The organism is Nonomuraea roseola (assembly GCF_039535395.1).
Lineage (GTDB): Bacteria > Actinomycetota > Actinomycetes > Streptosporangiales > Streptosporangiaceae > Nonomuraea > Nonomuraea roseola.
Genome location: NZ_BAAAXC010000012.1, coordinates 692,781 through 718,110 on the forward strand (window position 1 = coordinate 692,781; position 25,330 = coordinate 718,110).

The following is a 25,330-nucleotide window of genomic DNA, read 5'->3' on the forward strand; positions in this document are numbered from 1 at the left end:
GACCGCCCCGATCGGGGGTGGCGTGGGGCGGCCCGGTCAGCCGGCCGCCATCTGACCCTCGGCCACGAACTTCGCCCAGGCCTCGCCCCACTTGACCGAGCCCTGGTCGGCGCCCAGCAGCACCTGCTCGACGGCCGCGCGGACCTGGGTGTGCTTCTCTCCGAAGAAGATCGGGCTCACCGACTGCGTCGACTCGGCGAAGATCTTGCCGCTCGGCGCCTTGCTGAAGTAGTCGTTGACCGCGTCGGCGACCACCGGGTCCTTCTGGCCGGCCAGGGTGCTCGGCACGCCGCCCGCCTCCTTGAACGCGTGCAGCTGCCCCTCCTTGCCGGTGAGGTAGTTCAGGACCTCGGCGGCCTCCTTGGGATGCTTGCTCTGTGCGGGCACCGCCAGCCACGAGCCGCCCCAGTTGCCCGCACCGCCGGGCACGGCGGCGACATCCCACTTGCCGGCGTTCTCCTCACCGGCGTTGCCCGAGATCACGCCCAGCATCCAGCTCGGGCAGGCCATGGTGGCGAAGGTGCCGTTCTTCTGCCCCGCCGCCCATTCGTCGGTCCAGGCGGCGAGCTTGGCGCTCAGCCCGGCCTCGCTCAGCTTCTTCGTGAAGTCGAAGGCCGTCTTGACCGCGGGGTTCGACTCGACGACGAGGTTCTGCTCCTTGTCGAAGTAGGTCAGGTTGCCGGCCTTGCCCGCCTCCTGGACCATCAGCGTGTTGAAGATGGTGACGGGGCCGTCGACGAAGCTGGTCTTCGGCAGCTTGGCCTTGAGCTGCTGGCCGACCTTCAGGTAGGAGTCCCAGTCGGGCCAGAGCTTGGCGACCTCCTCACGCTCTGTCGGCAGCCCCGCCTTCTTGAACAGGTCGCTGCGGTAGCACATGGCCATGCCGCCGACGTCGGTGCCGAGGGCGAACAGCTTGCCGTCCTTGTTGACGCCGGTGTTCCACTTCCACTCGGGGAAGTCGGCCTTGCGGCTGTCGAGGCCGTACTGCGCGAGGTCGACGAAGTGCTGCGGACGGGCGGCCATCTGGCCCATGCCGCTCTCATCGATGCCGATGATGTCGCCCGCGCCGCTTCCCGCCTCCAGCCACTGGTTGACCTGCGGAAGGTACTCGGACTCGAAGTTGCCCGCGAGGTTGTCGTACTTGATCTGGATGTTCGGGTGGCTCTTGTTCCACTCCTCGACCGCGGAGTCGTAACCGAAGTTCTCGCCGCTGCCGAAGGTCTGCACGGTGATGGTGACCTTCTCGGCGGGAGCGGACGCCGAGGACGAGGTGGTGGCGGCGGTGCCGTCCCCCGTGGAGCCCGAGCCGCAGGCGGCGGCGGTGACGGTCAGCACGCTCACGACGGCTGCGGCCGCGAGCGGCCTGCCGCGGTTCTTGCTGTTCAACATTCCGAACCCCTCATCCGAGTCATGGAAGGCGCGCCGCGATCGGTCCCCGATGCCACGATCAGGCCGCACTGTGTATTTGGGAGCGCTCCCACGAAGATTGGCGGAACTGTGCGAGAAGGTCAATGTCCCGAGATGTAACCGTTACTGTTTCGGCGAGTTGTCCGCCCAAATCGCCACTGCCAGTAACAATCGGCGACCCAATTTGCTGGGAGCGCTCCCAGGTCATGGCTTTTGGTGGACGGCTCCGCGCGGTCCTGCCCGCGGTTCCACAGCGTGACGGTGGCGGAGGCGTCCTGCGGTTTGACGGCGTGTCGGCGGCGGAGGCGTCCTGCGGTTTGACGGCGTGACGGTGGCGGAGGCGTCCTGTGGTGTTCGCCTCCCACGCGGGCCGCCCGTCGCCGGTGATTCGGGTTGGCGGCGAGCCGGGGGTTGAGCCGGGGCAAGGCATCGCCGGCGTGGGTGGTGGTGAATCGGGGTTGCGTTGGAGGCTTTGTGCGCCGCTGCCGCTGCCGCTGCCGCTGCCGCTGCCGCTGTCGCTGTCGCTGTCGCTGTCGCTGTCGCCGTGGGCGCTGGGGGCGCTTGCGCGCTGGGGGCAGTGGGTGTGGTGGGTGTGGTGGGTCTGTTGGGGGTGCTGCGTTCGGTGGCCAAGGCTTGGCAGGCCGTCGTCGACGTGAGCGCGGTGACTTGTGGGCTGAGGCGGTTGTGCCGCCGGATTCACCGGCGTGGCCGCAGAGTCAGCGTGCCGTGTGGGTGCTCGGGTGGTGGGTGGACTGATGTACCAGGGTGACGGCCATGAGGGGAGGCGCGGCGGGGTCGTGGGCTGTCGTTGCCTGTGGCGTGGTCCTTGATCTGGACTCAGACGCCAGAGGTTCGCCATGGCGGCGATATGCCAGCGTCGGTCGGCTTTCCGGCCGTGAGGTGAACTGGCGGCAGGCTCCGGTGAGGTCTCCAGCGGCTCTCGCGTGGTCTCGGAGAGGTGTTCGGCTGGCGGGCGCGAGCTGGGCGGCGTTCGGGCTTGGGGAAGCGTCTCCGGTCGGGCGTGGATGGGGTGGCGTCCGGGCCGGGGGTGGCTTCGGGTGTCGTGGGTCCGGCGAATCGGGCCCAGGGCATCATCGCCGACGTGGGGCCGGTGATGGGGGCCGCGTTCGGTTGGGTCAGGCTGGGCAGGCTGTCGGCGGCGTGGCGGACCCGGTGAGGTGTTCTCCGGGCCTTTCGTCGATTCGGCCGGCACCTGGATCACCGCCAGGTGCCGGGGGTGGTCAGCCGGTCAGCCAGGGGCAGCCGGTCAGCCGGGGTAGCCGTTGCGCTGGTTGGCCTTCACCGCGCCCTGGTAGGCGTCGATCAGTCCCCAGATCCACAAGCCGAAGGCGACGGGCAGCAGCAGGAATCCGACGATGAGGAACGTGAGCAGGAAGCCGAAGAACAGCGTCGCGAAGGAGCCCAGCAGGATGCCGACACCCTTGCCCGTGTCGCCGTTGATCATCGAGCCGACGCCGGGGAAGAAGAACGACAGCAGCAAGGAGATCGCGGGCTCCTTGCGGGAGGCGCGTGGGACGGGCATCCCCTGGTGGCCGTAGGGGACGGCGGGGTGTCCGAACGGGCCGGGAACCTGCTGACCGTAGGGCACGGGCGCGCCGGACTGAGCCCCGTAGGCCCCCGACGCCTGCGAGCCGTATCCACTCGAAGGCTGGGGGCTGTAACCGCCTGAGGGGGTTGAGCCGTAACCCCCTGAAGGGGTCGCGCCGTAGCCCGCTGAGGGCGGCGATCCGTAGCCGCCCGATGGCTGGCTTCCGTAACCACCCGAGGGTTGTGCTCCATGACCACCTGAGGGTTGTGCTCCGTAACCACCTGAGGGTTGTGCTCCGTAACCACCTGAGGGTTGAGCTCCATGAGCACCCGAGGGTTGAGCTCCATGACTGCTCGAGGGCTGGGCTCCGTAACCACCTGAAGGTTGGCCGTAGCCGTCTGCGGAGGGTGCGCCGTAGCCGCTGGCAGGCTGGGAGCCGTAACCGGATGACGAGGTCGCGCCGTAACCCCCGGAGGATTGCGTGCCGTAGCCTCCCGGTGCCGATGAGCCGTAACCGCTCGACGGCTGTGCGCCGTAACCTCCCGATGCGGGGGAGCCGTAGCCGCTCGACGGCTGGGAGCCGTAGCCAACCGGAGGTTGGGAGCTCCCAGGCTGCGCGCCGTAACCCGATGCGGGTTGCGCTCCGTAACCCCCCGCGGGCTGGGCTCCGTAACTCCCTGCGGGCGATGTGCCGTAGCCCCCTGCGGGCTGGGAGCCGTATGCGACCGGAGCCTGGGCGTCGTAGCCGCCGGCGGGCTGCTGGCCGTAGCCGCTGGGAGGCTGCGCGCCGTATCCGCCCGGTTGGGATGCGCCGTACGACCCGGAGGGCGCTTGCGTGCCGTACGGCTCCGCGGAGGCGCCATGGGGATCAGGCGTGTGCGAAGGCGGTTCGCCGTACGGGTAGGACTGCTGGTCGGACAAGACGACCCCCGGGGAGGAGACGGATTTTTGTCACAGACTATGCCCCGCTCCAGCGAATCCACGGGAAATCCTGGCTACCCTGGCCCTGTGCGTGGACTTCTGCTGCGGCTGTCGACGCTCGACGCGGGCGCCGAGAGCGCGGTCCGGGTCATCGCCTACTTCGACTCGCTGGTCAGAGACCACGTGGGTGTGGCGACCCTGCTGCAGGCCACGGCCACGCTGGCGCAGTGTCCCGTGGGCCTGTACGACGCGATGTCCGGCAGGCGCTGGCGCGCGAGGCCCGGCGAGAAGGCCGTCGCCGGCGCCGAGGAGAGCGGCGGGAAGGCCGTCACGGAGAAGATCGGCGAACGCAGCCGTGACCTGGGCGCCCTCGGGACGGTCTGGATGGAATGTCAGGGCGATCGGCACGGGCTCGACGAGATCGTCATGGAGCGGTTCGCCGCTGCCGCCGAGGTCACGCTGGAACGCACCGCCTCGGGCACCGATCCCGCGCTGATCGAGCTGGTCCTGTCGGCCGCCACCGGCGAGCCCGAACGAGCCAGGGCGCTGCGCCTGCTCGGCTTCGGCACGGGCGCCCAGCTGCAGGTCATCGCGGGGCAAGCCGAGGACGGCCCGGCGCTCGTGTCCTGGTTGCGCGCCCGAGGGCATCACGCCAGGGGCACCACCGTGGGGGAGCTGGCCGTGGTCATCGCGGCGGACGAGGTGAGTGAGTCGCCGCCCGCCGTACGCGCTGGGGTCGGCCCGCCCGTGCCTGCCGCCAGGGTGGCCGCCTCGTGGGAGGCGGCGCGCCTCGCGCTGCGCTTCACCGGCCAGGACGGACGCGACCGCGTGGTGCGCTCGGCCGATCTGGGCGCGCTGGCGTTGTTCGCCGCCCACGTCCCGGACGCCGCGGTGGCGGAGCTGGCCGACGTACGCGCCGTGGCGTCGCTGCCACCTGAGGTCGCGGCGGCGGTGCGGGCGCTGTGCGAGGAGGGTTCGGTACGGCGGGCCGCCGCGGCCGTGCACCTCCACCACAGCTCGATGGCGGCTCGCATCGCCAGGGCCGAGACCACGCTCGGATTCTCCCTCGCCGCCCCGGCCGGCCGCCTGCGCGCCCACCTCGCCCTCGCCCTCACCCGCCTCCTCCCTTGAGCCGCTGACCTGGCTCCTCTCCCGAGCTGCGGGCCCGCCTCCTCCCTTGAGTCGCTGACCTGGCTCCTCTCCGAGCCGCCGGCCCGCCTCCTCTGAGCCGCTGGGCCGTCCCGGCAGCGCGGGCGAGTTCGGAGCCGGCGAGCGGAGAGGGCGGAGGGTGTGGAGGGTGTGAGGGTGTGGAAAGGAGACGGCTCAGCGGAGGAAGGCGCGGCGCAGGGCGGTGATGCGGGCCGCTCCCGCCGCGCGGCTCATCTCCACGTCGGGAACCATCGCGTCGAACCCGTGGAAGGCCCCGGGGTAGAGGTGGAACTCGGTGGAGACGCCCGCCTGGGCCAGGCGCTGGGCGTAGGTGAGGCACTCGTCGCGGAACACCTCCAGCTCCCCGACGTCGATGAACGACGGCGGCAGCCCCGACAGGTCGTTCGCCCTGGCGGGAGCCGCGTAAGGCGAGACGTCATCGCCACCCCGCCTGTCGCCGAGCAGGGAGGTCCATCCGAAGACGTTGGCCGCCCTGTTCCACACCACCGCGGTCTCGAACTGCACCGTCGAGGGCGTGTTGTCGCGGTCGTCGAGCATGGGGCCGACCAGCAGCTGGAAGGCGAGGTCGGGGCCGCCCCTGTCCCTGGCCAGCAGCACCGTGCCCGCCGCGAGCCCGCCGCCCGCGCTGGCCCCGCCGACCGCTATGCGTGTGGAGTCGATGCCCAGCTCGGCGGCGTTCTTGGCGGTCCACAGCAGGCCCGCGTAGCAGTCTTCGATCGGCGCGGGGTCGGGGTGTTCGGGTGCGAGACGGTAGTCGACCGACACCACCGCGCAGCCGACCTCCTTCACGAAGCGCCCGACGAAGGCGTCGTCGTGTTCGGGCCTGCCGATGACCATGCCACCGCCGTGGATCCAGTACAGGCAGGGCAGGGCGCTCCGCGCGGACCCGGAGGGACGGTAGACGCGCAGCCGTACGTCGGGGGCGCCCTCGGGACCCGGCACCCTCAGGTCCTCGATCGTGACGAGCGGGTCGTCCACCGCGGACGCGGCGACCATGGCGGCGGCCTGGGCCCGCAGGGAGGGCAGGTCGGCGGGCGTCAGCGAGGCCGCGTCGGGCATCACCAGCTCCCCGATCGCGGCGGCGAGCTCGGGGTCGAGGTTGGGGTGGTGGGTCATTCGCATGCAGCCTTCCGGTCGGGGACGTGCACCTCGATCGTGCGTGGCGGGGGTGGTTCCTCACAACCGCAAGGCGGCGGAGATGAACCGCCATCTGCCCGCCGAATGGCGGGGAGCCAGCGGAGAGCCGGCATGGAGCCGGAATGTTGCCGGCATGGAGCGTGCGCAAAGCGGCCCGAATGACACGCACGACCAGGCGTCGAAGGCCGGCAGGGGGGTTCGGGCGGCGGTGAGCCGCCGAGCCCCGCCGGAGGTCAGGGGGAGCTGGTGATCACCGAGAACCTGGCGCCGAACGGGTCGGCGAGGGTGGCGAACCTGCCCACCCCCTGCACCGACTCCGCCGGCACCACGACCGTGCCGCCCAGCTGCTGGGTCATGGACACCGTGCCGTCGCAGTCGGAGACCTCGAAGTACGGCCTCCAGTGCGGCCCCTCGCCCCCCATCAGCTCGGCGAGCCCGCCGAAGCTCGTGTCCTCGCTCTCACCCGTCGACAGCACCGTGTACGTCGCGGGACCCATCGGCACCGACTCGGCCCTCCACCCGAAGACCGCCTGGTAGAACGGCAGGGCCGCCTCGGGGTCCGCGACGTGGAGCTCGAGCCAGCCGAGCGAGCCCGGCTCGGTGACGAGGTCGAGGCCCGCCAGGTCGCCGGCCTGCCACGCCCCGAACTCCGCGCCCGCGGGGTCGGTGAAGAGGGCCAGCCGCCCTCTGGTGAAGACGTCGGACGGCGCGGCGCGCACCCTGCCGTCGTGCCGCTCGACCAGCTGCGCCGTGGCGTCGGCGTCGGGAGTGGCGAAGTAGGTGGTCCAGGCGGGGCTGGCGCCCTCCTCGGTGAGGGGCCCCATGGCCGCGACCGTCTTGCCGTCGTGTCGCAGGAAGCCGTAGTCGCCGCTGTAGGGGCCCGCGGGCTCGAACGACCAGCCGAAGACCCCTGAGTAGAAGGCGGCGGCCGACTTCACGTCAGGCACGCCGAGATCGAGCCAGTTCGGCGCTCCTGGAACGAACCGTGTGGTGAGCATGCCCCCAGCTTGACATCGCGCTCCGACAGAACGCGGGAGCGGCTAAGCGCGCAGCGGGTCGTGCCCCACCGACATCAGGGCGTGCCGCCTGCGGTCGTCCTCGGCGGGTCCTCCGGCATGGTCCTCGACGAACTCGATCGTGGCCCGCATGGTCGCCAGATCGTCGTCGGTGAGGTCGACCTTGCGCTTGCCCAGCACGTGCAGCACCTTCCTGCCGAGCTCGGCCACCCCGAGCGAAGGGCCGGGCCGGAAGGTCTCCTCGTCGGAGGCGTCCGTCAGCAGCCAGACCCTCAGCTCTTCCGAGGTCATGTTGACGACCCGATGGAACTCCTCCCACAGCAGTTCACCGTCCGGGTCCACGCTTTCGCTCGTCATGTCCACCCGCTACCCGCGTTTTCCCGCCGAAACCGGGTAGGTGGTCGCGGTCAACGCCACCGCGAGCGGGGAGGATGACGATGCCGCTCATCGACAGTGAGTGCGTCAGGAAGCTTCTGGAGTCGGGAGACCCGGACGCCACGCTGGTGTTCGTGCGAGGCGACTGCGTCGTCATGCCAGGCGGCGAGGTCGACGACGCCCACCGGGGCCTGGTCATCGCCAGGAGGTCCGACCTGAGGGAGTTCGTCCCCGGGGAGCACGCCACCGAGCAGGAGCTCCAGACGCTCGCCGATCGTCTCGACAACGTGGTGAGAGATCTGGGCGCATAGTCGCCGCTGAATGTGGAACTTGCATGCGTAATACGCCATAGTATTGCGCATGTTGCAAGTGAAGATCGAGCGAGTGGACACCTTCGTGGTGAAGCTCGTGCCCCCCGAGGCGTACCTGGGAGCTCATCCAGGGGAGGCGGAAGGGGGCTACTTCCTGCGCCCGCCATGGCGCAGCCTCTACTCCTCCCGCTTCGAGACCGTGCTGACGAGGATCACCTGCTCCGACGGTTCGTACGGCTGGGGCGAGGGGCTGGCCCCCGTCGCGCCCGAGGTGCTCAAGGAGATCATCGACAGGCTGCTCGCGCCCGCCCTGCTCGGACAGGACCCTCGCAGGGTGCGTCCGCTGTGGACCAGGCTCGGCGGCCTCATGCGCGAGCGCGGCCACCTCGTCGGGCACCAGGCCGACGCCATGGCCGCCGTCGACATCGCGCTGTGGGACCTGGCGGGCAAGCTGCACGGCGCGCCCGTGCACGCCCTGCTCGGCGGCGCCTTCCGCGACGAGGTGCCGACCTACGTCTCGGGACTGCCGCGCCCCACCGACGCCGAGCGCGCCGCACTGGCCGCCGAATGGGCGGGCCGCGGGGTCAGGGCCGTCAAGCTGCACCTGGGCAACGGCGTGGAGGAGGATCTGGCGACCTACGACGCGGTGGCGGCCACGCACCCCGACCTCAGGATCGCCGTCGACGCGCACTGGGCCTACGACCTGTCGCAGGCGCTGCGCCTGGGCAGGGCGCTCGACGAGCGCGGCGCCTGGTTCCTCGAGGCGCCACTCGTCCCGGAGGACCTCGCCGCGCACCGCGAACTCGCCGCCGCGCTGGCCACCCCCGTCGCCGTCGGCGAGGCGATGCGCAACCGCTACGAGTTCCGCGCCTGGCTGGAGGCGAGGGCCGTGGACCTGTGCCAGCCCGACGTCGGCCGCACCGGCATCACGGAGGCCATGGCCATCGCCGAGGTCGCCGCCGCCCACCACGTCCCCGTGGCCCCGCACCACTCGGTGGGGCTCGGCGTCATGGTCGCGGCGGGCGTGCACCTCGCCGCCGCCATCGAGGCGATGCCCGCCCTGGAATACCAGCCGGGCACGATGGCCGTGGCCGACCGCGTCCTGACCGCCCCCATCGCGGGCGGCCCCGTCAGCTACGCCCTGTCCGACACCCCTGGCCTCGGCGTCGAGGTCGACCTCTCCCAGATCGAGGAGCAGCAGTGAGCCGCGGACTGATCCCCGTCCTCGCCACCCCCTTCCACCCCGACGGCACGCTCGACCTGCCCTCGCTGCGCCGCCTGGTGGACTTCCAGCTCGAGTCGGGCGTGGACGGCATGGCGGTCTTCGGCTTCGCCAGCGAGGGTTTCGCCCTCACCGCGGCCGAGCGCGCCAAGATCCTCGGCGTCGTCGCGGGCAACGGCGTCCCCGTGGTCGCAGGCGTCGGCTCCACCGGCACGCTCGACGCGATCGAGCAGGTCAGGGCCGCGGCCGAGCACGGCGCCGACGTGGTGATGCTGCTCCCGCCGTACCTGGTCAAGCCAAGCGGCTCGCAGGTGATCGACTTCTTCGGCGCGGTGGCCGGCGAGGGCGGCCTGCCGGTGATGATCCAGGACGCGCCCGCGCAGACCGGCGTGCCGATGCCGGTCTCGCTGCTCGTGGAGCTGCTGAAGCTCGAGGGCGTCGAGTCGGTCAAGATCGAGACCCAGCCGACCGCGCCCAAGGTCGGCGCGCTCGCCGCCGACTTCGCCGTCCTCGGGGGGCAGAACGCCCTGTTCGTCCTGGAGGAGTACGCGCGCGGCGCCGTCGGCACCATGCCCGCCTGCGAGTTCCCCGACCTGCTCGCCCCCGTCCTGCGCACCTGGTCGGAGGGTGACCGCGCGGGGGCGCGCGCGGCCTTCACCCGGCTGCTGCCGCTCATCAGGTACGGCCTGCAGCCCGGCATCGCCTGGTCGATCCACAAGCACGTGCTGGTCCGCAGGGGCATCATCGCCTCGGCCACGGTCAGGCCGCCCGCGGTCGACGCCGACGCCGCCACCCTGGCCTGGCTCGACGACATCCTGGACGACCTGGCATGAGAGGCGTGCTGGTCATCGGCTCCAGCTCGCCGATCGGCCGCGCCATCGGCAGGGCCTTCGCCGCCGACGGCGACACGGTCGTCGGCGTCGCGCTCGAGGAGGTCGGCGAGCCCGCCTTCGCCAGGAGCCTGGTGCTCGACTGCGCGAGCGCGGAAGGGGCCGAGGCGGCCGTCGAGGCCGTGACCGACGCCGCGGGCCGCCTGGACGTGGTCGTGCTCGCCGCCGCCGTCATGCCGGTCGCGCCGATCACCGAGACCACCGACGCGCAGTGGCGCGCCGCGCTCGACGCCGTGCTCGGCACCGCCTTCGCGGTCAGCCGCGCCGCCATGCCCCTGCTGGCCGCCGGCCGCCAGGCTGACGGCGGCGCGATCGTCGCCGTCAGCTCGGTCAACGCCTTCCTCGCCGCGCCAGGACTGCCCGCCTACGCGGCGGCCAAGGCGGGGCTCGAAGGGCTGGTCAGGCAGCTGGCCCTGGAGTACGGCCCGCACGGCGTCAGGGTCAACGCGGTCGCCCCCGGCATGATCGGCGGCGAGGGCGTCCTCGACGCGGCGGCAGGGTATCCGCTGGGCCGTACCGGCACTCCCGAGGAGGTGGCGCAGGCCGTGCGCTTCCTCGCCGGCGCCGGATTCGTCACTGGGACGGTCCTGCCCGTCGACGGCGGGCTGTCCATCGCCTCGCCCGCCGCCTTCCTGCGCGAGGACCTGCGCGGACGCTGGCTCTGACGGCAGAGCGCCCCCGTCCCCCTTCACCCGGGGGACGGGACAGGATTCGATGTATCATCCGTCATCTGGATGACTTTCCTACGCATGAGATCGGAGGCCGATGGCCAGGCCCAGCACCCGCGAGGTCGGCGGCGGCACCCAGAGCGTCGAGCGCGCCCTGTCGCTGCTGCAAGCGTTCACGGCCGAGAGCCCCGAACGGAGGATCTCCGAGCTGGCCCAGCTCTCCGGCCTGGGCCAGTCCACCGTCTCGCGTCTGGTCGGCACCCTGGAGGCGCTCGGCTTCGTCACCCACGACGAGCGCAGCGGCCTCTACCGCCTCGGACCCACCGTCGTCGGGTTGGCAGGCGTCGCGCTCAACCAGTCGCCCGTGCACCGCCAGGCGCGCAGCCTCGCCCAGGAGCTGGCGGGGGAGCTGGGCCTCGGCGCCAACGTGGCCGAACGGCACGGCGACGCGCTGTTCTACCTGTGCCACTTCGAGGGCAGGCTGGCCCCCAGGGCGTACACGATGATCGGCAGCAAGGGGCCGCTGCACGCCACCGCGATGGGCAAGGCGCTGCTGTCCGACCTCGGCAAGGACGACATCGAGGCCCTGATCGGCGCCGCCTACCCCGCCTACACCCCCAGGACCGTCCGCGACCTGCAGGCCCTGACGGCCGAGCTGGACGAGGTCAGGACCCGCGGCTACGCCACCGAGGTGGAGGAGCTGGCGTTCGGGAGGGCGTGCCTGGCGGCTCCGCTGCGCGACCGCTCGGGCAGGGTGGTCGCGGCGCTGTCCGTCTCGGGGCCGCTGTCGGCCGTGGACCTGCCCAACCGCCAGGACGAGCTGGCGCTGAAGGTGATCGAGCGCGCCGACCAGATCTCCACGGGGCTCGGGTACTCGGCCGTCTCGCCGATGCTCACCCGCTGAGCGCGCGTTCGAAGGCGGCCAGCGCGTCCGCACTGAACAGGACGAACCGCACCTCCTCCACCGAGGTGCTCGCCGCCCTGACCGTGGTGACGGCGACGCGGGCGGCGTCGTCCATCGGCCATCCGTAGATGCCTGCCGAGATCGCGGGGAAGGCCACGGTCGCCGCGCCCAGGGAGTCGGCGACCTTGAGCGACTCGCGGTAGCAGGAGGCCAGCAGCGCGCTGCGGTCCTCGTCGCGCGAGTGGACCGGGCCGACCGTGTGGATCACCCAGCGGGCCGGCAGGTTCCCCGCGGTCGTGGCGACGGCCTGGCCCGTCGGCAGGCCCCTGCCGTACCTGGAGGCCCTGAGGGCGCGGCACTCGTCGAGGACGGCCGGCCCGCCGCGCCGGTGGATGGCGCCGTCGACCCCGCCGCCGCCCATCAGCGAGGAGTTGGCGGCGTTGACGACGGCGTCCACGTCCTGCTCGGTGATGTCCCCCAGCGCCATCGTGATCCTCATACGGCGACACTATCCCCGCGGCGAACGGGCGACCGGCTGCCACGGGCGGGAGATCCCGCCGCCACGGCCGAGCAGATCACGGCCGAGGCACGCGTCAGAGCCCGTACTCCTCCAGCAGGCGCAGCCAGATCTCGCTGACGGCGGGGAAGGCGGGAACGGCGTGCCACAGCGTCTCCAGCGGCACCTCGGCCGTGACCGCGATGGTGGCCGCGTGCAGCAGCTCGGCGACCGCGGGCCCCGCGAAGGTGACGCCGAGCAGCACCCTGCGGCGCTCGTCCACGACCGCCTTGGCGCGCCCCTTGTACCCCTCGCCCATCAGCGAGGCGCCCGCCACGTTGCCCAGGTCGTACTCCACCACCCGTACCTCGAAGCCCTCGGCGCGGGCCGCCTCCTCCGTACGGCCGACCGCGCACACCTGCGGATCGGTGAACACGATCTGAGGAGCGCCGCGCCCGTCGGCGCTGTCGCGCAGCGAGGGGGCGTCGTCGGGGCGGCCGCCGGCGCGGGCGGCGATGACGTCGCCGCACACCCGCGCCTGGTACTTGCCCATGTGGGTGAGCAGGTTGCGGCCGTTGACGTCGCCCACGGCGTACAGCCAGTCGGAGCCGGGGACCCGCATGCTGTCGTCCACCTCGACGGCGCCGTCGAGGTCCAGGCCGAGGCCGTCGGTGGCGGGACGCCGGCCGGTGGCCACCAGCAGCTCGTCGGCCTCCACCCGCTCCCCGCCCGCCAGATGGACCGTGACGGGCCCGCCGTCCGCCGCGCGCTCGACCCCCGTGACCTTCGCGCCCATGCGCACGTCGATGCCGGCATCGCGCATCGAGTCGGCCAGCAGCTCGCCGGCGAACCGCTCCATCCGCCCGAGCAGCCGGTCGCCGCGCACCAGGAGCGTCGTCTCGGTGGCGCCGAGGGCGTGCAGGGCCTGGGCCATCTCGCAGGCCACCACCCCGCCGCCGAGCACCACCAGCCTGCCCGGCACCTCGCTCACCGTCGTGGCGTCCCTGCTGAACCAGGGCCGCGCCGCCGCCAGCCCGGGAACGTCGGGGACGACGGGGACGCTGCCGGTCGCCAGGACCACCGCGTGCCTGGCCCGCAGCCGCGTGACCGTGCCGTCGTGGCCGGTCACCTCCACGAGCCGCTCGCCCGCCACGCGTCCCCTGCCGCGCACGAGGGTGGCCGGCAGGCCGGTGATCCAGCCGGCCTGGCCGCTGTCGTCGAGGCCGGCGACCGCCTTGTCCCTTGCGGCCAGGACGGTGGGCACGTCGATCGGGCCGTCCAGCCTCAGCCCGCCCACCCTGCCCACCTCGGCGGCCAGCTCCATGGGGCGCAGCAGCGCCTTGCTGGGGATGCAGGCGTAGTAGGAGCACTCACCACCCGCCAGATGATCCTCCACGACGGCGCACGACAGCCCGCCGCGCACCACCCGCCCTGCCACGTTCTCACCCGCGGGACCGGCGCCGATGACGACGACGTCCACGTCCGTGCTCTGTTCCGTCATGCCTCCGAAGGTACGGCCTCAGCGGCCGGGGGGGTTCAGGCGAGGGGTCCGTGGCCGCCGACGTTCGACACCCGTGGTGGGACAGCAGAAAGCCCCAGGTCGATGACCTGGGGCTGCTCTGGTGGACGATACTGGGATTGAACCAGTGACCTCTTCCGTGTCAGGGAAGCGCTCTCCCGCTGAGCTAATCGTCCGAGGTGGAGACGGGATTTGAACCCGTGTGGACGGCTTTGCAGGCCGCTGCCTCGCCTCTCGGCCACTCCACCGAGCGAGGCCTACGATGTGGCCTCTCCGAGCGGAAGACGGGATTCGAACCCGCGACCCTCACCTTGGCAAGGTGATGCTCTACCACTGAGCCACTTCCGCGTTGCCGCACGTTCGCGGCGACAGAGAAAACTCTAGCGGAGTTTCCGAGCGGATGCGTCATCACTCGCCCCTGCGCAGCTGTCGTGCCACCATCCGCTCGGTCGACGGCAGGGTCAGGAAGATCTCCAGGATCCTGGTCAGGCGGTGGACCTCCATGCGGTGGAAGGCGGGACCCTCCGAGCGGGCCAGCATGAGGGTGAGCGCCAGCGGGGGCAGGGGAGCGGCGATGATGTGCAGGCCCGACTCGAGCGTGGAGGCCACGGGCCTGGGCGGGGCGGCCTGGGGCAGCGGCACGTCCGCAGGGGCGCGCCAGCTGGAGTAGACCAGGGAGCGGGGCTCCTTGTCGGTGCCCGCCGCCGCCCAGTCGGCGCTGAACAGGACGGGCATGGAGTCGATGAGCGTGGACAGCGCCCTGTCGCCCGCGGTGGTGATGTACTTGAGGATCTCCAGCTCGGGATAGGTGCCGGGGGCCTCGCGGGTGGTCCACACGCCCTCGACGGTCACACCGGGCACGCTCAGCAGGCTCTTGGTCAGCGCCTCCTTCGAGGTGCCGTCGGGGCAGAAGAGCGTGAAGTCGTCGAGCGCCCTGCCGCCACCGCGTTCGAGCACGGTGACCTGGGTGATGTCGGTGCCTGCGACGCCCAGCACGCGGGTGATCTGACCGAGGGCCCCTGGCCGGTCGGGCAGCGCGATGCGCAGTCGCAGAAGCATCCATTGCCTCCGAATGTCGCTGGACGATCCCTGGCCACACCTTATCCGCGAATAACACTCACGGCTCGACGTGCGCTAGAACTTAACAGGTGAAGATTGGGCCCCTTGAGGTGTGGCCGCCGGTGGTGCTCGCGCCGATGGCGGGCATCACGAACGCGCCGTTCAGGGTGCTCTGCCGTGAGCAGGGCGCCGGGCTGTTCGTGTGCGAGATGATCACGACCAGGGCCCTGGTCGAGCGCAACCCCAAGACCATGCGCATGATCCGGTTCGCCGACTCCGAGCGCCCGAGGAGCATCCAGCTCTACGGCGTCGACCCCGACATCGTCGGCAGGGCGGCGAAGATGATCGCCGAAGAGGGCCTCGCCGACCACATCGACCTCAACTTCGGCTGCCCGGTGCCCAAGGTGACGCGCAGGGGCGGCGGGTCGGCGCTGCCGTACAAGCGCAACCTGCTGCGGCGGATCCTGCGCGCGGCCGTCGCCAACGCGGGCGCGCTGCCCGTCACGATGAAGATGCGCAAGGGCATCGACGACGACCACCTCACCTACCTCGACGCGGGACGCATCGCGGTGGAGGAGGGCGTGGCGGCCATCGCGCTGCACGGCCGTACGGCCAGGCAGCACTACGGCGGCGTCGCCGACTGGGAGGCGATCAGGCGTTTGAAGGAGGCCGTCACCGAGATCCCCGTGCTCGGCAACGGCGACATCTGGAGCGCCGACGACGCGCTGCGCATGGTGGCCGAGACCGGCTGCGACGGCGTGGTGGTCGGCCGCGGCTGCCTGGGCAGGCCGTGGCTGTTCAGGGATCTGGAGAACGCCTTCAACGGCGGCGACGAGCGGGCCAGGCCCACCCTGGGCGAGGTGGCCGACACGATGGCCAGGCACGCCGAGGGCCTGACCGAGTGCTTCGACATCGAGCGCTACGCCATCGCCGACTTCCGCAAGCATGTCGGCTGGTACCTGAAGGGCTTCACCGTAGGCGCCGACCTGCGGCGCGAGCTGGCGACGGCCGAGTCGCTCGAAGGACTGCGCGCGAGCTTGGCCAAGCTCGACCGCGACCAGCCGTGGCCGCCCAACACCGACACCCCTCGCGGCAAGTCCGGCGAGCGCGACAGGGTGCACCTGCCCGACGGCTGGCTCGACGATCCCTACGACTGCGTCGTGCCCGAGGACGCGGAGTCCGACATCTCAGGCGGCTGAGCGCCCGGCGTGCCCGCCGTCAAACGATCTCTTGACTTACTGTCGGTTCACGTGGGTAACTTGCCCACCGTGAGCGCCTCTTCCACCGAGGACCTGATCGCCGAATACGACGCCGAACGGCCCGTGCGCAAGCTCGGCGGCCGGGTCTCCGCGCTCGTCACCGTCATCTCGCTCGGCCTCGCCCTCTACGTCCTGTGGTGGACGTTCTTCCCCGGCGCGATCCAGCCGTACAGGATCGGCTTCCTCGCCGTCGTGCTGCCGCTGGTGTTCGTGTGCTTCGGACGCGACAAGGAGCGGCCCTCGGTCCTCGACTGGCTGCTGGCGGCGCTGGCGCTGGTGGCCTGTCTCTACCCGCTCGTCGTCTTCGACGAGTTCATCAGGCGCGCCTTCGACCCGACCACGCTCGACATCGCGGCGGGGCTGGCGATCACCGTGCTGGTGCTCGAGGCGGCGCGCAGGACCGTCGGCTGGATCCTGCCCGCGGTCTGCCTGGCCTTCGTCGCCTACGCCTACTGGGGCGGCTGGATCCCCGTCGGCTGGTCGATCGGGCACAAGGGCTACGACCTCGACCGCATCGTCGTCGCCTTCACCATGGGCACCGAGGGCGTCTACGGCGTGCCGCTCGACGTGGCGGCCACCTACATCATCCTGTTCACCATCTACGGCGCGGTGCTCGACCACTCGGGCGCGGGCAAGTTCTTCGTGGACGTGTCGATGGCCGCCTTCCGCAGGTCCCGCTCCGCCCCCGGCCGTACGGTCACCATGGCGGGCTTCCTGCTCGGCACGGTCAGCGGCTCCGGCGTGGCCACCACGGTGAGCGTCGGCAGCGTGGCCTGGCCGATTCTCAAGCGCGCCGGCTACCCGAGGGAGCAGGGCGGCGGCGTGCTGGCGGCCTCGGGCATCGGCGCGATCCTGTCGCCGCCCACTCTGGGCGCGGCGGCGTTCATCATCGCCGAGTACCTCAGGGTCAGCTACCTGCAGGTGCTGCTCTACGCCACGATCCCGACCGTGCTCTACTACCTGGGCATCTTCCTGGCCATCGAGATGGACGCGAGGAAGTACGGCACGCGGGCCGTCCAGGTCGACGCGCCCCGGCTGTGGCCCCTGGTCAGGCGGTTCGGCTACCACTTCAGCTCGCTGTTCGTGATCGTCATCCTGATGGCGATGGGCCAGTCGCCCTTCCGCGCGGTGGTCTACGCGACGCTGCTGGCCTTCGCGCTGTCCTTCCTCGACCGCGAGCATGCGCTCACCCCGCGCAGGGCCGCCGAGGCCCTGGCCGCCGGGGTCAAGGGTGTGCTGCCCGTGGCGGCGACCTGCGCGGCGGCCGGCACGATCGTCGCGGTCGTCACGCTGACGGGGCTCGGCCTGAAGGTCAGCTCGCTCATCGTCGGCCTGTCGGGCGGCAACCTGATCGCCACGGCCGTGATGTGCGCGGTGGCGGTGCTGCTGCTCGGTCTCGCCGTGCCGGTGACCGCGTCGTTCGTCATCGCGGCCGTCATCATCGGGCCCGCGCTGACCAAGCTCGGGGTCAGCTTCCCCGAGGCGTACATGTTCATCTTCTACTACGCGGTGCTGTCGGAGGTGAGCCCGCCGACCGCGCTGTCGGCGTTCGCCGCCTCGGCGCTGACCGGTGGCAACGCCTACCGGACGATGATCGCGACGTGGAAGTACGCCCTGCCCGCCTTCCTGGTGCCCTTCGCGTTCGTGCTGACGCCGGCTGGAGGGGCGCTGCTGGGGCAGGGGACACCCTGGCAGATCGCCTGGACGTTCGCGGCCTCCGCGCTGGCGGTCGTGGTGCTCGCCGTGGCCACCGGCGGGCTCGCGGGCCCTGTCGAGCGGGTGCTGTGCGGGGTGGCCGCGCTGCTGCTGCTGGTCCTGTCGCCGGTGCCGATCGCGATCGGGTCGGGTCTCGCCCTGCTGGCGCTGGCCGTCCATCTAGTGAGGAGACGCACATGAGGATCCTGTCCATCGTGGTGGCGGCGGCGCTGGCCGCCGCCCTGACCGGCTGCGGCGGCGACCGAGGCGCCGAGAGGGCCGAGCAGAGCACCGGAGCGGGGAAACGGCTGTCGATCGCCACCGGCAACACCACAGGCGTCTACTACATCCTCGGCGGCGGCCTGGCCGACCTGATCTCCAAGCACCTGCCCGGCTACGAGGCCACCGCGGAGGCGACTGGCGCCTCGGTGGAGAACATCCAGCGCGTGGTGAAGGGCGACTCCGACATCGGCTTCTCCCTCGCCGACTCGGCCGCCGACGCCGTGCAGGGCAAGGGCGCCTTCACCTCGCCGCAGCCGATCAGGGCGATCGCCAGGCTCTACAACAACTACACGCAGGTCGTGGCCACCGCCGACTCGGGGATCAAGACCATCGCCGACCTCAAGGGCAAGCGCGTCTCCACCGGCTCGCCCAACTCGGGCACCGAGGTGATCGCGCTGCGCCTGCTCAAGGCGGCGGGCCTCGACCCCGACAAGGACGTCACCAGGCAGGCGCTCGGCCTGCCCGAGAGCGTCGACGCCATGAAGTCGGGCGGCCTCGACGCGCTCATCTGGTCGGGCGGCCTGCCCACGCCGGGCATCACCGACCTGACCACCAGCCTGAAGGCCGAGGCGGTCTTCGTGCCGCTCGACGACGTGCTGCCCAAGCTCCAGGCCGAGCACGGTCAGGTCTACGCGGCGGGCAGCATCGGCAAGGACGTCTACCAGGCGCCCGCCGACGTGGCCACGATCGTGGTGCCCAACCTGCTGGTGGTCAACGAGTCGATGGACGCCGCGCTGGCCGAGAGCATCACCAAGCTCATCTTCGACCACCACGCCGACCTGGTCGCCGTCTCGAAGGCGGCCTCGGAGATCACCAAGGAGACCGCGGTCAAGACCGATCCCGTGCAGCTGCACGACGGCGCCAAGAAGTACCTCGGCGGCTAGGGCGCGGCCGGTGCCCGCTACAGCTCCACGGGGCCGCCGCTGCGCCAGTAGACGTTGGCCTCCCTGGACAGCAGCTCCGACTCGACGAGGTAGCGGCGCAGGGCGGCGTGGTCGTCGTGGAAGGCGCGCAGCAGCACGTTGACGTCCTTCTCGGGGTAGCGGACGCCGGGCTCGAAGACCCTGGAGATGTGGCGCAGCACGACCATGCGCTTCTCCCACTTGGCGGGGATCTCCTTCAGCCGCCCGTCGACGAGGAAGGCCTCCAGCACCCGCTCCTCGCCGGTCAGCCTGCGCGCCGGCGGGGCGGCGGCCTTCAGCAGCTCGCGGAAGCGCTCGGGCCGAGCCCGCCAGCCGCCGTCCTCGTCCCTGACGGCCAGCCCGCCGCGGCCCAGCCGCTCCAGGCACTCCTCACCCTGCTCAGGGGGCTGGCCGAGCACCAGCGAGGCGAAAGCCCTGAGCGTGTCGTCCTGGTGGAGGAGCCCGAGGACTCGCCGGATCTCTTCGTCGTTCATACCGCCATTTTGAACCATTCGACGACCTTGAACGTCTGACCCTCCGTGATGACCAACCTCCTGCTCGCCGGGGCGCTCGCGCTCACCGCCACTCCCTCGACCACCATCCCCCAGGGCTTCCTGCTGTGGGAGAAGGCCGCGGCCAAGAAGGACGACAACCCGGAGACCAACTGGGCCGTCAGCGGCCGCACGTCGGCGCGGTTGACCGTGAACCCCTGCGACAAGGCGAAGCTCGCCTCGGCGGGCAGGGCCGCGGCACGGACGATCATCTACACCTCCGTGCCCGACTTCCAGAAGTCCGAGCAGGTGATCCTCTTCTCCTCCGCCGACCTCGCCGCGCAGGCGATGGCGGGGCTGCGCTCCGCGCTGCGGACGTGCGCCACGATCAAGTCCTCAGGATCCGACTACCGGTACTCGGGCAGGAAGGCGGCGCTCGGGGACGAAGGGCTCGCGGTGACGGGCCAGAACTACGACGGGCGCAGGGCGGCGATCGGCGGTGAGCGGGCGATCGTGACGCGCAGGGGGAACGCCCTGGTGCTCTACTCGCAGGCGGGGGAGTGGGGCAAGCCGGCGGCGAGCGACTTCGCCGCCCAGACCAAGGACGCCAAGAAGATGCTGGCGAAGATCTGCTCGATCGCCTCGTGCTGATTGTCACGACCTTGAGACGTGATCATGACATCAACGCGAGGTTCTGACGGCGACCCTTGAGGGAGACGTGTGCCGGGACGTCCTTGCCAGTCCGTTCCGGCACACGTTCATCATGATGAGCACGTCCACAGCGGTCGGTTGAGCGGTGATCACGCGCCCGCCTAATGTCGCGATTTGTCGCCCCATCGATGGGCTGGCGGACGACCTCCAGTGGGGTGACGGAGCCGAGAGCCTGATCCCGTTCGACGGCGAGGCGGCGGCGGAGTGGGGGACGCTCGTGGCGGGCCTCGGATCGCCAGGACTGCGCGACCACCTGCGCCTCAAGTGCACCGAGCCGTGGGGCGTGGGGGCTCAGCTACCTGGAGACAAGTCGGCCCGACATCCTGGGGGAGGAGGGCTGCACCCTGGTAGACCCTTCCACCCGTAGGGGCGGATCGCCGAGCACCTCGAGCCCGGGGTCGAGGACGCCGACGTGCCCGGTGCCGCCGACCGCTCTACGGCGTTCTCCCGCATCAGCTGGGCAGGCCTGATGCGTCTGATAACTGCGTAAAACATGGAGAAAACCCACGGTTCCTACTCTCGCCATTGCGATCGGAGAGCAATCAAAGATCGGAAAGCGATCAAAACGGCGTGAGGGGAATAACTGTGCCAACCCAGGCGACTCATAAACGCCGGGCTGGACATGGCCGGACATCGAGGGAGCGTAACATCTTCGTTCCCCCCGACCTGAGCCATGTGCCGACGGTGGAAGAACTGCTCCGCCGCTTGAATCTGGGAGGGTTCGACCGTGACTCCGTGCGGGGAGCGCTGGGCCGTAACGATATCTGGGCAGGCCGTACCGAAAGCGGACGGGAGGTGTTTGTCAAGCGCCTGATCGGGTCGCCCGAGGACACGGCTGCGCGCTTGCGCCGCACCCTCGCCCACGAACGCCTCGTCGCCGGCGCACCCGCCGGAGCGCTGCGCGGACCCGCCCTGCTGGGCTACGACGAGGATGCGCGGCTGGTGGTCTTCGACTACCTGAAGGACGCCCGCAGCGGGGCCGAACTCATGGTGGACGAGATCTTCGACGAAGATTTCGCCCGTGCTGTGGGGCTGGCCATCGGTTTGCTGCACGGGACGCCGGTGAGCGATCCCGGCGCCATCGACGACTCGCCCTTTCCCTGGCCGTCGGTGGAACTGCTGCGCGGGTTGCCGTCGTCCACATTCGACAGCGCCAGTTTCGCCGAACTCGAGGCATGGTGCCTGCTGCAGACCGATGACGCCCTGATCGAGGCGATCGAGGCGCTGCTCGAGCGGGAACGGTCGGCGGAGAAGGTGCCGTCCCACTGCGACCTGCGACTGGATCAGATCCTGGTCACTCAGGACGAATTCGTGGTGACCGACTGGGAGGAGTTCCGGTTCGCCGATCCGGCCCGCGACGTGGGCGGTTTCACCGGTGAGTGGCTCTACCGCGCCGTGCTCGACATCGTGACCTCCCGCGGGGACGAGCACTTTCACGGGGCCACGTTCACCCACGAGGAAGTGATCACGCGGGGCGTAGCGAAGATCGAGCGGCTGCGGCCCCGGATCACCGCCTTCTGGGCCGGTTACACACAGGCACGGCCGCGGGTCGATCCCGGCCTCGTGGAGCGCGCCGCGGCATTCGCAGGTTGGCACATGATCGACCGCCTGATCGCCGGTGCCGGTCAGCGCTCATCTCTCTCCGGGATCGAGCGCGCCGCGGCCGGTATCGGCCGGTCCCTGCTGATGACCCCACACTTCTTCGTCTCCACCATCGGCCTGGAGGACGCCGAATGACCGTAGGACTACCGGCTGTGAGCCGTCTCTTGAACGTCGCCAGGCGGGTAAGCGTCCGGTTGGACGAGCTGTCGGCGACGGTCGAGGACCGCCTCGTGGAGGGGGCTGATGTCCGGGATCTGCAGGCCCGGCTCTCCGTGGCGCTGTACGAGGTGTACCACGCCGGCCAGCGGGAGAGCGGCCCGCCACCGCGTCGGCTGCGCGATCCGGAACTGGAGCGCCGGCTGGCCGACGGGATGCCGCATCGGCGGATCACCGTGCGGGTCACGAGACTGCCGGAGCCCGCGCGGGACACCGAACGAGGCCGCGAGGTTCTGGTGGTGCGGGACGGGGTGCGCGTCTGGGTTCCCGAAGCGATCGTGCGCGTGGCGGACGAGGACACACTGCTGACGGTGTCCGCCTGCCGCCCCGCCATCTCTCCTGGATTCTTCCTCGTGCACGGATCGGTGATCCGCTCGCGGGAGACGACGGTGGGCAGGGCTCCCTTGCTGCGGGTCTACATGCATCTGGATTCGGCCGACCAGGCCGTCGGCGTGTGGCCGGACGTGCTGGGCCATCTGGAGAGCCGTGTCGTGCCGTACCAGGCGAAGGTGCTGTCGGCCGCCTCGCTGTTCCCCCGGCGCGACGCGCTGGTGGTCTACCTGGCGGCCTCTGAAGCGGGCCTGGCCCGGGAGATCGCGGACGTGGTGTCCGGGCGCCATGAGGTGCCGTCCCCCACGTCGGCGTTCGTCGAGCGGTTGGCCCCGGGAGTCGGCGTCGCCTGGGAACCCGCCGACCCGCGTCGCAGCAGGCAAGGCATGAGCTTCGGCCAGCACCGGGCAGCTGTGACCGCCCAGGCTCTGCTGGACAGCGCCCAGACGGGGGTGGCTCTGGAGGAGGCGCTCGGCGAGCGGCTGCGGGAGGCGGGCGTCGACCCGGTGAATCCCGCCCGCAACATCGGCTCCCCCGATCTGCCGTGAGCACGGCACGACAGGGGAGGATCCTGCGCACGACCCTGGAGAACGGGCTTCGCGTCGTGCTGGCCCCCGACGCTCGCGGGCCGCGGATCGCGGTGAGCGTGCACTACGGGGTGGGGTTCAGGTCGGAGCCGCCCGGCAAGGCCGGCTTCGCCCATCTCTTCGAGCATCTGATGTTCCGCAGCAGCGAGAGCCTGCCCGACGGCCGTTTCTACGAACACATCCTTCGCTGCGGGGGAGAGGCGAACGGCACCACCCATCAGGACTACACCGACTACTACCAGGCGGTTCCCTCTGGCTATCTGGAACGGGCGCTGTTCAGCGAGGCGGACCGCATGCGCGCCCCCCGGTTCACCGCCGAGAATCTGGCCCAGCAACTGGAGGGGGTCGAGAAGGAGATCTGGGAGGCTACGCGGGAACGGCCTTACGGCGGTCTCCCCTGGCCATTGCTGCCCGGCGTGCTCTACCGAAACTTCGCCAACGCCCATGACGGTTACGGCGACGTGGACGCGCTGAAAAAGATCACTCTGGACGACTGCGCGTGGTTCTTCGACAGCTACTACACACCTGGCAATGCCGTACTGACGGTGGCCGGAGCCTTCTCACCCGAGCACGCGTCCGAGCTGATCGAGCGCCACTTCGGCGACATCCCCGCCCGGCCCGCCAGACCCGCGGTGGGACTCGGGGAATCGCCGCCGACGGCGGCCAGCCTGCTGAGCTGTGCCGAACCGGGCGTGAACAGGACCGCACTGGCCGTGGGCTACCGGCTTCCCGATCCCTGCGACGAGCTCGGCGCCTACCTGGCACACGCCGTGCTGGCGATGGCGCTGACCGGATCCGAGCTGCGCCCGGCCGGGGGAGCCCCGGTGCTGCCGATCACGACGAGCTGCGGGTTCTTCGGCATGCTGGACGCACGCGATCCCGACACTCTGGTGCTGACTTCCATGCTGCCGCGCGAGGTCTCACCCGGCGACGCCCTGCGGGCGCTGGACGAGGCTCTGGAGGAGTTCGCCTCACCTGATGAAACCGCTCGCCGGACCTCCTGGGCCCGGCGGCGCCTTGCGATTGATCACGGACGCGCGCACAGTGATCTGCAGAGCCGCTGCCGGGGGCTGGGCCGTATGGAACTGCTGTTCGGCCGAGCCGAACTGCTCGACGAGGTTCCCGGCCGCCTGATGGCCGTGACCCCCGGCGCGGTCGCGCACGCGGCCCGCACGCTGCGTGGCGCCCACCGGGCGGTGATTGTCATGGTTCCGGGCGCGCAGCGCACCCGGCCGAGTGCCGTACCCCTCCTCACGCATGACGACCGATCCGGTGCCGCGGGCCGGCCGTACCGCGACGCCACCGAGCTTGCCCGCACTCACCGAGGCCCGAGGACGGTGCCAGGCGTCCGCTGTGACGCCGCGCCACGCTACGCGGGGATGCGCGACCAGGTGGTGGGCAATGGGCTACGGGTGATCGCGGTGGCCGACGACCGGACGCCGGCCGTCGAGTTCCGCCTCCACGCTCCGCGCGTCGCGAGCCTGCCACCGCACATCACCCACCTCGACGCCTTCGCGACGCTGGCCGCGGCCCACACCGGGGCCGTCCGGCGAGCGCGAGATCTCGGCGGAGACTGCACGCTGGGCAGCGACGGACAGAGCATCACCGTGCGCGGCCATGTCCCGCCGGACGGCGTGGCGGGCTGGCTCTCGATCCTGACCGACCTGCTCACCATGACGGGCGTCGCGACGGGCCTGGACGGCGAAGCCGCCCTGTTGAGGGCGCGGCGCGTCATGGCGGGCTCTCCCGACCGTCTGTTCACCGAAGCGCTGCGGGCGCATCACTGGGGAGCGCGACACGCGGACTCCCCCGAGGCGTTGGCAGCCGCCCGCCTGGCACCTGACGGCGCCGTTCTGATCGCCGTGGGGGCGCTCGATCCGGAGGATCTCATCGCTGGAGTGCGCGAACACGTGGAATGGCCGGGGCCCGTCCGGAACGGCCGATCCCGGCCCGCGATGCCCATCGTCGAAGAGAGGCTCTCGCTGCCCGTCCACGGGATCCCGGCGACGCAGATCAAGTTGTGCGCGCCGGAGCCCCCGGGCGATCCCGGTGACCCGGCGCGCTACCTGGCCTCCGGGGCCGTCGGGCTGTCCCTGAACAACCGGCTGATTCACCGCTTCGCCGGGGACGGCGGGCCGGAATGCGAGCTGGTGACCAGGCGTGACACGTTCTTCGGCCACCCGCAGGTCTGCCTCGTCGGCAGCGCACCGGCAGAACGGGTGGACGCCCTCCTCGACGCTGTGCACGCGGAGTTCGACCGGCTCCGGCGAGAGGAGTTCGGCGAGGACGAGCTGGCCCCCCTACGGGAGTTCCGGGCGGGCCACGTCCTGATGGTCTTCGACTCTCCAGCCGCGCTGGCCGACCATCTGCTCCGAGGGGTCGCCGTCGGCAGGGATCCCGCCTGGCTGGTACGGCTGCCGAGACTCCTGCGAGAGGTGGATGCCTCATTGGTGACCGATGCCGCGCGGGAGCTGTTCGGCGGCCCTTTCATCACCGTGCTCCTCGGCGAAGCCGAGGCCGAGCCCCGGGAGAACCGGCCGGCCTTCCCAAAGAACCAGGCGAACGGCAACTGATGCACTCGTTTCATTGACGCATAGAAGGCAGGCGAACT

General features: G+C 71.0%; 22 protein-coding genes and 3 tRNA genes. 13 read left to right on the plus strand and 12 right to left on the minus strand.

Features of this window, described 5'->3' with window-relative positions:
- Positions 1-36 precede the first annotated feature (36 nt).
- Both ABFX55_RS15325 and ABFX55_RS15330 read right to left on the minus strand, forming a co-directional pair.
- Positions 37-1,389 (minus strand): ABC transporter substrate-binding protein, encoded by a 1,353-nt coding sequence (locus tag ABFX55_RS15325; protein WP_346121531.1) that lies wholly within the window; start codon positions 1,387-1,389, stop codon positions 37-39.
- A gap of 1,285 nt (positions 1,390-2,674) precedes the next feature.
- Positions 2,675-3,016: a hypothetical protein gene (locus tag ABFX55_RS15330; protein ID WP_346121533.1), complete on the minus strand. Its 342-nt coding sequence runs from the start codon at positions 3,014-3,016 to the stop codon at positions 2,675-2,677.
- Between the two features lie 948 nt (positions 3,017-3,964).
- Between ABFX55_RS15330 and ABFX55_RS15335 the strand changes: the two genes are divergently transcribed.
- On the plus strand, positions 3,965-5,008 hold the full coding sequence (locus ABFX55_RS15335) for a helix-turn-helix domain-containing protein (RefSeq protein WP_346121534.1): 1,044 nt from the start codon (positions 3,965-3,967) through the stop codon (positions 5,006-5,008).
- 192 nt (positions 5,009-5,200) lie between these two features.
- On the opposite strand, the gene ABFX55_RS15340 is transcribed toward ABFX55_RS15335, so the two are convergent.
- The 3 genes from ABFX55_RS15340 to ABFX55_RS15350 all read right to left on the minus strand — a co-directional run bounded on the left by ABFX55_RS15340 (position 5,201) and on the right by ABFX55_RS15350 (position 7,557).
- Entirely contained in the window at positions 5,201-6,169 is a 969-nt protein-coding gene (locus ABFX55_RS15340) for an alpha/beta hydrolase (protein WP_346121536.1), read from the minus strand.
- Positions 6,170-6,417: 248 nt separating this feature from the next.
- Complete coding sequence (locus tag ABFX55_RS15345; RefSeq protein WP_346121538.1) at positions 6,418-7,182, minus strand: VOC family protein; 765 nt, start codon at positions 7,180-7,182, stop codon at positions 6,418-6,420.
- A 42-nt stretch (positions 7,183-7,224) separates the two neighbouring features.
- Positions 7,225-7,557 carry a DUF3140 domain-containing protein gene (locus tag ABFX55_RS15350; RefSeq protein ID WP_346121539.1) on the minus strand — a complete coding sequence of 111 codons (333 nt, stop codon included), beginning with the start codon at positions 7,555-7,557 and terminating at the stop codon, positions 7,225-7,227.
- Positions 7,558-7,637: 80 nt separating this feature from the next.
- Here ABFX55_RS15350 and ABFX55_RS15355 point away from each other — a divergent pair, with 80 nt between their 5' ends.
- The 5 genes from ABFX55_RS15355 (at position 7,638) to ABFX55_RS15375 (ending at position 11,570) form a co-directional block, all read left to right on the plus strand.
- On the plus strand, positions 7,638-7,886 hold the full coding sequence (locus tag ABFX55_RS15355) for a hypothetical protein (protein ID WP_183659660.1): 249 nt from the start codon (positions 7,638-7,640) through the stop codon (positions 7,884-7,886).
- Between the two features lie 49 nt (positions 7,887-7,935).
- On the plus strand, positions 7,936-9,090 hold the full coding sequence (locus tag ABFX55_RS15360) for a mandelate racemase/muconate lactonizing enzyme family protein (protein ID WP_346121542.1): 1,155 nt from the start codon (positions 7,936-7,938) through the stop codon (positions 9,088-9,090).
- Positions 9,087-9,941 carry a dihydrodipicolinate synthase family protein gene (locus ABFX55_RS15365; RefSeq protein WP_346121543.1) on the plus strand — a complete coding sequence of 285 codons (855 nt, stop codon included), beginning with the start codon at positions 9,087-9,089 and terminating at the stop codon, positions 9,939-9,941. The genes ABFX55_RS15360 and ABFX55_RS15365 overlap by 4 nt, the downstream gene beginning before the upstream one ends.
- A complete protein-coding gene (locus ABFX55_RS15370) occupies positions 9,938-10,663 on the plus strand; it encodes an SDR family NAD(P)-dependent oxidoreductase (RefSeq protein WP_346121545.1) in 726 nt (241 codons plus the stop codon). The genes ABFX55_RS15365 and ABFX55_RS15370 overlap by 4 nt, the downstream gene beginning before the upstream one ends.
- A gap of 100 nt (positions 10,664-10,763) precedes the next feature.
- Entirely contained in the window at positions 10,764-11,570 is an 807-nt protein-coding gene (locus ABFX55_RS15375) for an IclR family transcriptional regulator (protein ID WP_346121547.1), read from the plus strand.
- Here the strand turns inward: ABFX55_RS15375 and ABFX55_RS15380 are convergent.
- The 6 genes from ABFX55_RS15380 to ABFX55_RS15405 all read right to left on the minus strand — a co-directional run bounded on the left by ABFX55_RS15380 (position 11,560) and on the right by ABFX55_RS15405 (position 14,644).
- The gene (locus tag ABFX55_RS15380; protein WP_346121549.1) at positions 11,560-12,069 is read right to left on the minus strand and encodes an O-acetyl-ADP-ribose deacetylase; all 510 of its coding nucleotides are present in this window, start codon (positions 12,067-12,069) and stop codon (positions 11,560-11,562) included. The genes ABFX55_RS15375 and ABFX55_RS15380 overlap by 11 nt on opposite strands.
- A gap of 94 nt (positions 12,070-12,163) precedes the next feature.
- Positions 12,164-13,567 carry a dihydrolipoyl dehydrogenase family protein gene (locus tag ABFX55_RS15385; protein WP_346121551.1) on the minus strand — a complete coding sequence of 468 codons (1,404 nt, stop codon included), beginning with the start codon at positions 13,565-13,567 and terminating at the stop codon, positions 12,164-12,166.
- A gap of 119 nt (positions 13,568-13,686) precedes the next feature.
- A tRNA-Val gene (locus ABFX55_RS15390) sits at positions 13,687-13,761 on the minus strand.
- A 1-nt stretch (position 13,762) separates the two neighbouring features.
- Positions 13,763-13,833: transfer RNA gene (locus ABFX55_RS15395), tRNA-Cys, on the minus strand.
- Between the two features lie 28 nt (positions 13,834-13,861).
- Positions 13,862-13,933 (minus strand) — tRNA-Gly (locus tag ABFX55_RS15400).
- Positions 13,934-13,993: 60 nt separating this feature from the next.
- Positions 13,994-14,644, minus strand: a complete 651-nt coding sequence (locus tag ABFX55_RS15405) for an ACT domain-containing protein (RefSeq protein WP_346121553.1) — start codon at positions 14,642-14,644, stop codon at positions 13,994-13,996.
- A gap of 89 nt (positions 14,645-14,733) precedes the next feature.
- Between ABFX55_RS15405 and dusB the strand changes: the two genes are divergently transcribed.
- From dusB to ABFX55_RS15420, 3 genes are all read left to right on the plus strand, one after another.
- A complete protein-coding gene (gene dusB, locus ABFX55_RS15410) occupies positions 14,734-15,843 on the plus strand; it encodes a tRNA dihydrouridine synthase DusB (RefSeq protein ID WP_346121555.1) in 1,110 nt (369 codons plus the stop codon).
- Between the two features lie 69 nt (positions 15,844-15,912).
- Positions 15,913-17,799 (plus strand): TRAP transporter permease, encoded by a 1,887-nt coding sequence (locus ABFX55_RS15415; RefSeq protein ID WP_346121557.1) that lies wholly within the window; start codon positions 15,913-15,915, stop codon positions 17,797-17,799.
- Positions 17,796-18,764, plus strand: coding sequence for a TAXI family TRAP transporter solute-binding subunit (locus ABFX55_RS15420; RefSeq protein ID WP_346121559.1), 969 nt, complete (start codon positions 17,796-17,798; stop codon positions 18,762-18,764). The genes ABFX55_RS15415 and ABFX55_RS15420 overlap by 4 nt, the downstream gene beginning before the upstream one ends.
- Positions 18,765-18,781: 17 nt before the next feature.
- Here ABFX55_RS15420 and ABFX55_RS15425 read toward each other — a convergent pair whose 3' ends face one another.
- Positions 18,782-19,276, minus strand: a complete 495-nt coding sequence (locus ABFX55_RS15425; protein ID WP_346121560.1) for a DUF2087 domain-containing protein — start codon at positions 19,274-19,276, stop codon at positions 18,782-18,784.
- A gap of 45 nt (positions 19,277-19,321) precedes the next feature.
- On the opposite strand from ABFX55_RS15425, the gene ABFX55_RS15430 reads away from it, so the two are divergent.
- The 4 genes from ABFX55_RS15430 (at position 19,322) to ABFX55_RS15445 (ending at position 25,292) form a co-directional block, all read left to right on the plus strand.
- Positions 19,322-19,924, plus strand: a complete 603-nt coding sequence (locus ABFX55_RS15430) for a hypothetical protein (protein ID WP_346121562.1) — start codon at positions 19,322-19,324, stop codon at positions 19,922-19,924.
- 744 nt (positions 19,925-20,668) lie between these two features.
- Positions 20,669-21,721 (plus strand): class V lanthionine synthetase subunit LxmK, encoded by a 1,053-nt coding sequence (gene lxmK, locus ABFX55_RS15435; protein WP_346121564.1) that lies wholly within the window; start codon positions 20,669-20,671, stop codon positions 21,719-21,721.
- 59 nt (positions 21,722-21,780) lie between these two features.
- Positions 21,781-22,680, plus strand: coding sequence for a T3SS effector HopA1 family protein (locus ABFX55_RS15440; RefSeq protein WP_346121565.1), 900 nt, complete (start codon positions 21,781-21,783; stop codon positions 22,678-22,680).
- On the plus strand, positions 22,677-25,292 hold the full coding sequence (locus ABFX55_RS15445; RefSeq protein WP_346121566.1) for a M16 family metallopeptidase: 2,616 nt from the start codon (positions 22,677-22,679) through the stop codon (positions 25,290-25,292). Before ABFX55_RS15440 ends, ABFX55_RS15445 begins: the two co-directional genes overlap by 4 nt.
- Positions 25,293-25,330: the final 38 nt, after the last annotated feature.

Bases quoted from the DNA above. Each gene is read 5' to 3' on its own strand.
- ABFX55_RS15340 (WP_346121536.1), bottom strand. From the start codon at position 6,169: ATGCGAATGACCCACCACCCCAACCTCGACCCCGAGCTCGCCGCCGCG.
- ABFX55_RS15325 (WP_346121531.1), bottom strand. From the start codon at position 1,389: ATGTTGAACAGCAAGAACCGCGGCAGGCCGCTCGCGGCCGCAGCCGTC.
- ABFX55_RS15380 (WP_346121549.1), bottom strand. From the start codon at position 12,069: ATGAGGATCACGATGGCGCTGGGGGACATCACCGAGCAGGACGTGGAC.
- ABFX55_RS15370 (WP_346121545.1), top strand. From the start codon at position 9,938: ATGAGAGGCGTGCTGGTCATCGGCTCCAGCTCGCCGATCGGCCGCGCC.
- ABFX55_RS15360 (WP_346121542.1), top strand. From the start codon at position 7,936: ATGTTGCAAGTGAAGATCGAGCGAGTGGACACCTTCGTGGTGAAGCTC.
- ABFX55_RS15345 (WP_346121538.1), bottom strand. From the start codon at position 7,182: ATGCTCACCACACGGTTCGTTCCAGGAGCGCCGAACTGGCTCGATCTC.
- ABFX55_RS15375 (WP_346121547.1), top strand. From the start codon at position 10,764: ATGGCCAGGCCCAGCACCCGCGAGGTCGGCGGCGGCACCCAGAGCGTC.
- ABFX55_RS15425 (WP_346121560.1), bottom strand. From the start codon at position 19,276: ATGAACGACGAAGAGATCCGGCGAGTCCTCGGGCTCCTCCACCAGGAC.
- ABFX55_RS15385 (WP_346121551.1), bottom strand. From the start codon at position 13,567: ATGACGGAACAGAGCACGGACGTGGACGTCGTCGTCATCGGCGCCGGT.
- ABFX55_RS15405 (WP_346121553.1), bottom strand. From the start codon at position 14,644: ATGCTTCTGCGACTGCGCATCGCGCTGCCCGACCGGCCAGGGGCCCTC.
- ABFX55_RS15420 (WP_346121559.1), top strand. From the start codon at position 17,796: ATGAGGATCCTGTCCATCGTGGTGGCGGCGGCGCTGGCCGCCGCCCTG.
- ABFX55_RS15350 (WP_346121539.1), bottom strand. From the start codon at position 7,557: ATGACGAGCGAAAGCGTGGACCCGGACGGTGAACTGCTGTGGGAGGAG.
- ABFX55_RS15355 (WP_183659660.1), top strand. From the start codon at position 7,638: ATGCCGCTCATCGACAGTGAGTGCGTCAGGAAGCTTCTGGAGTCGGGA.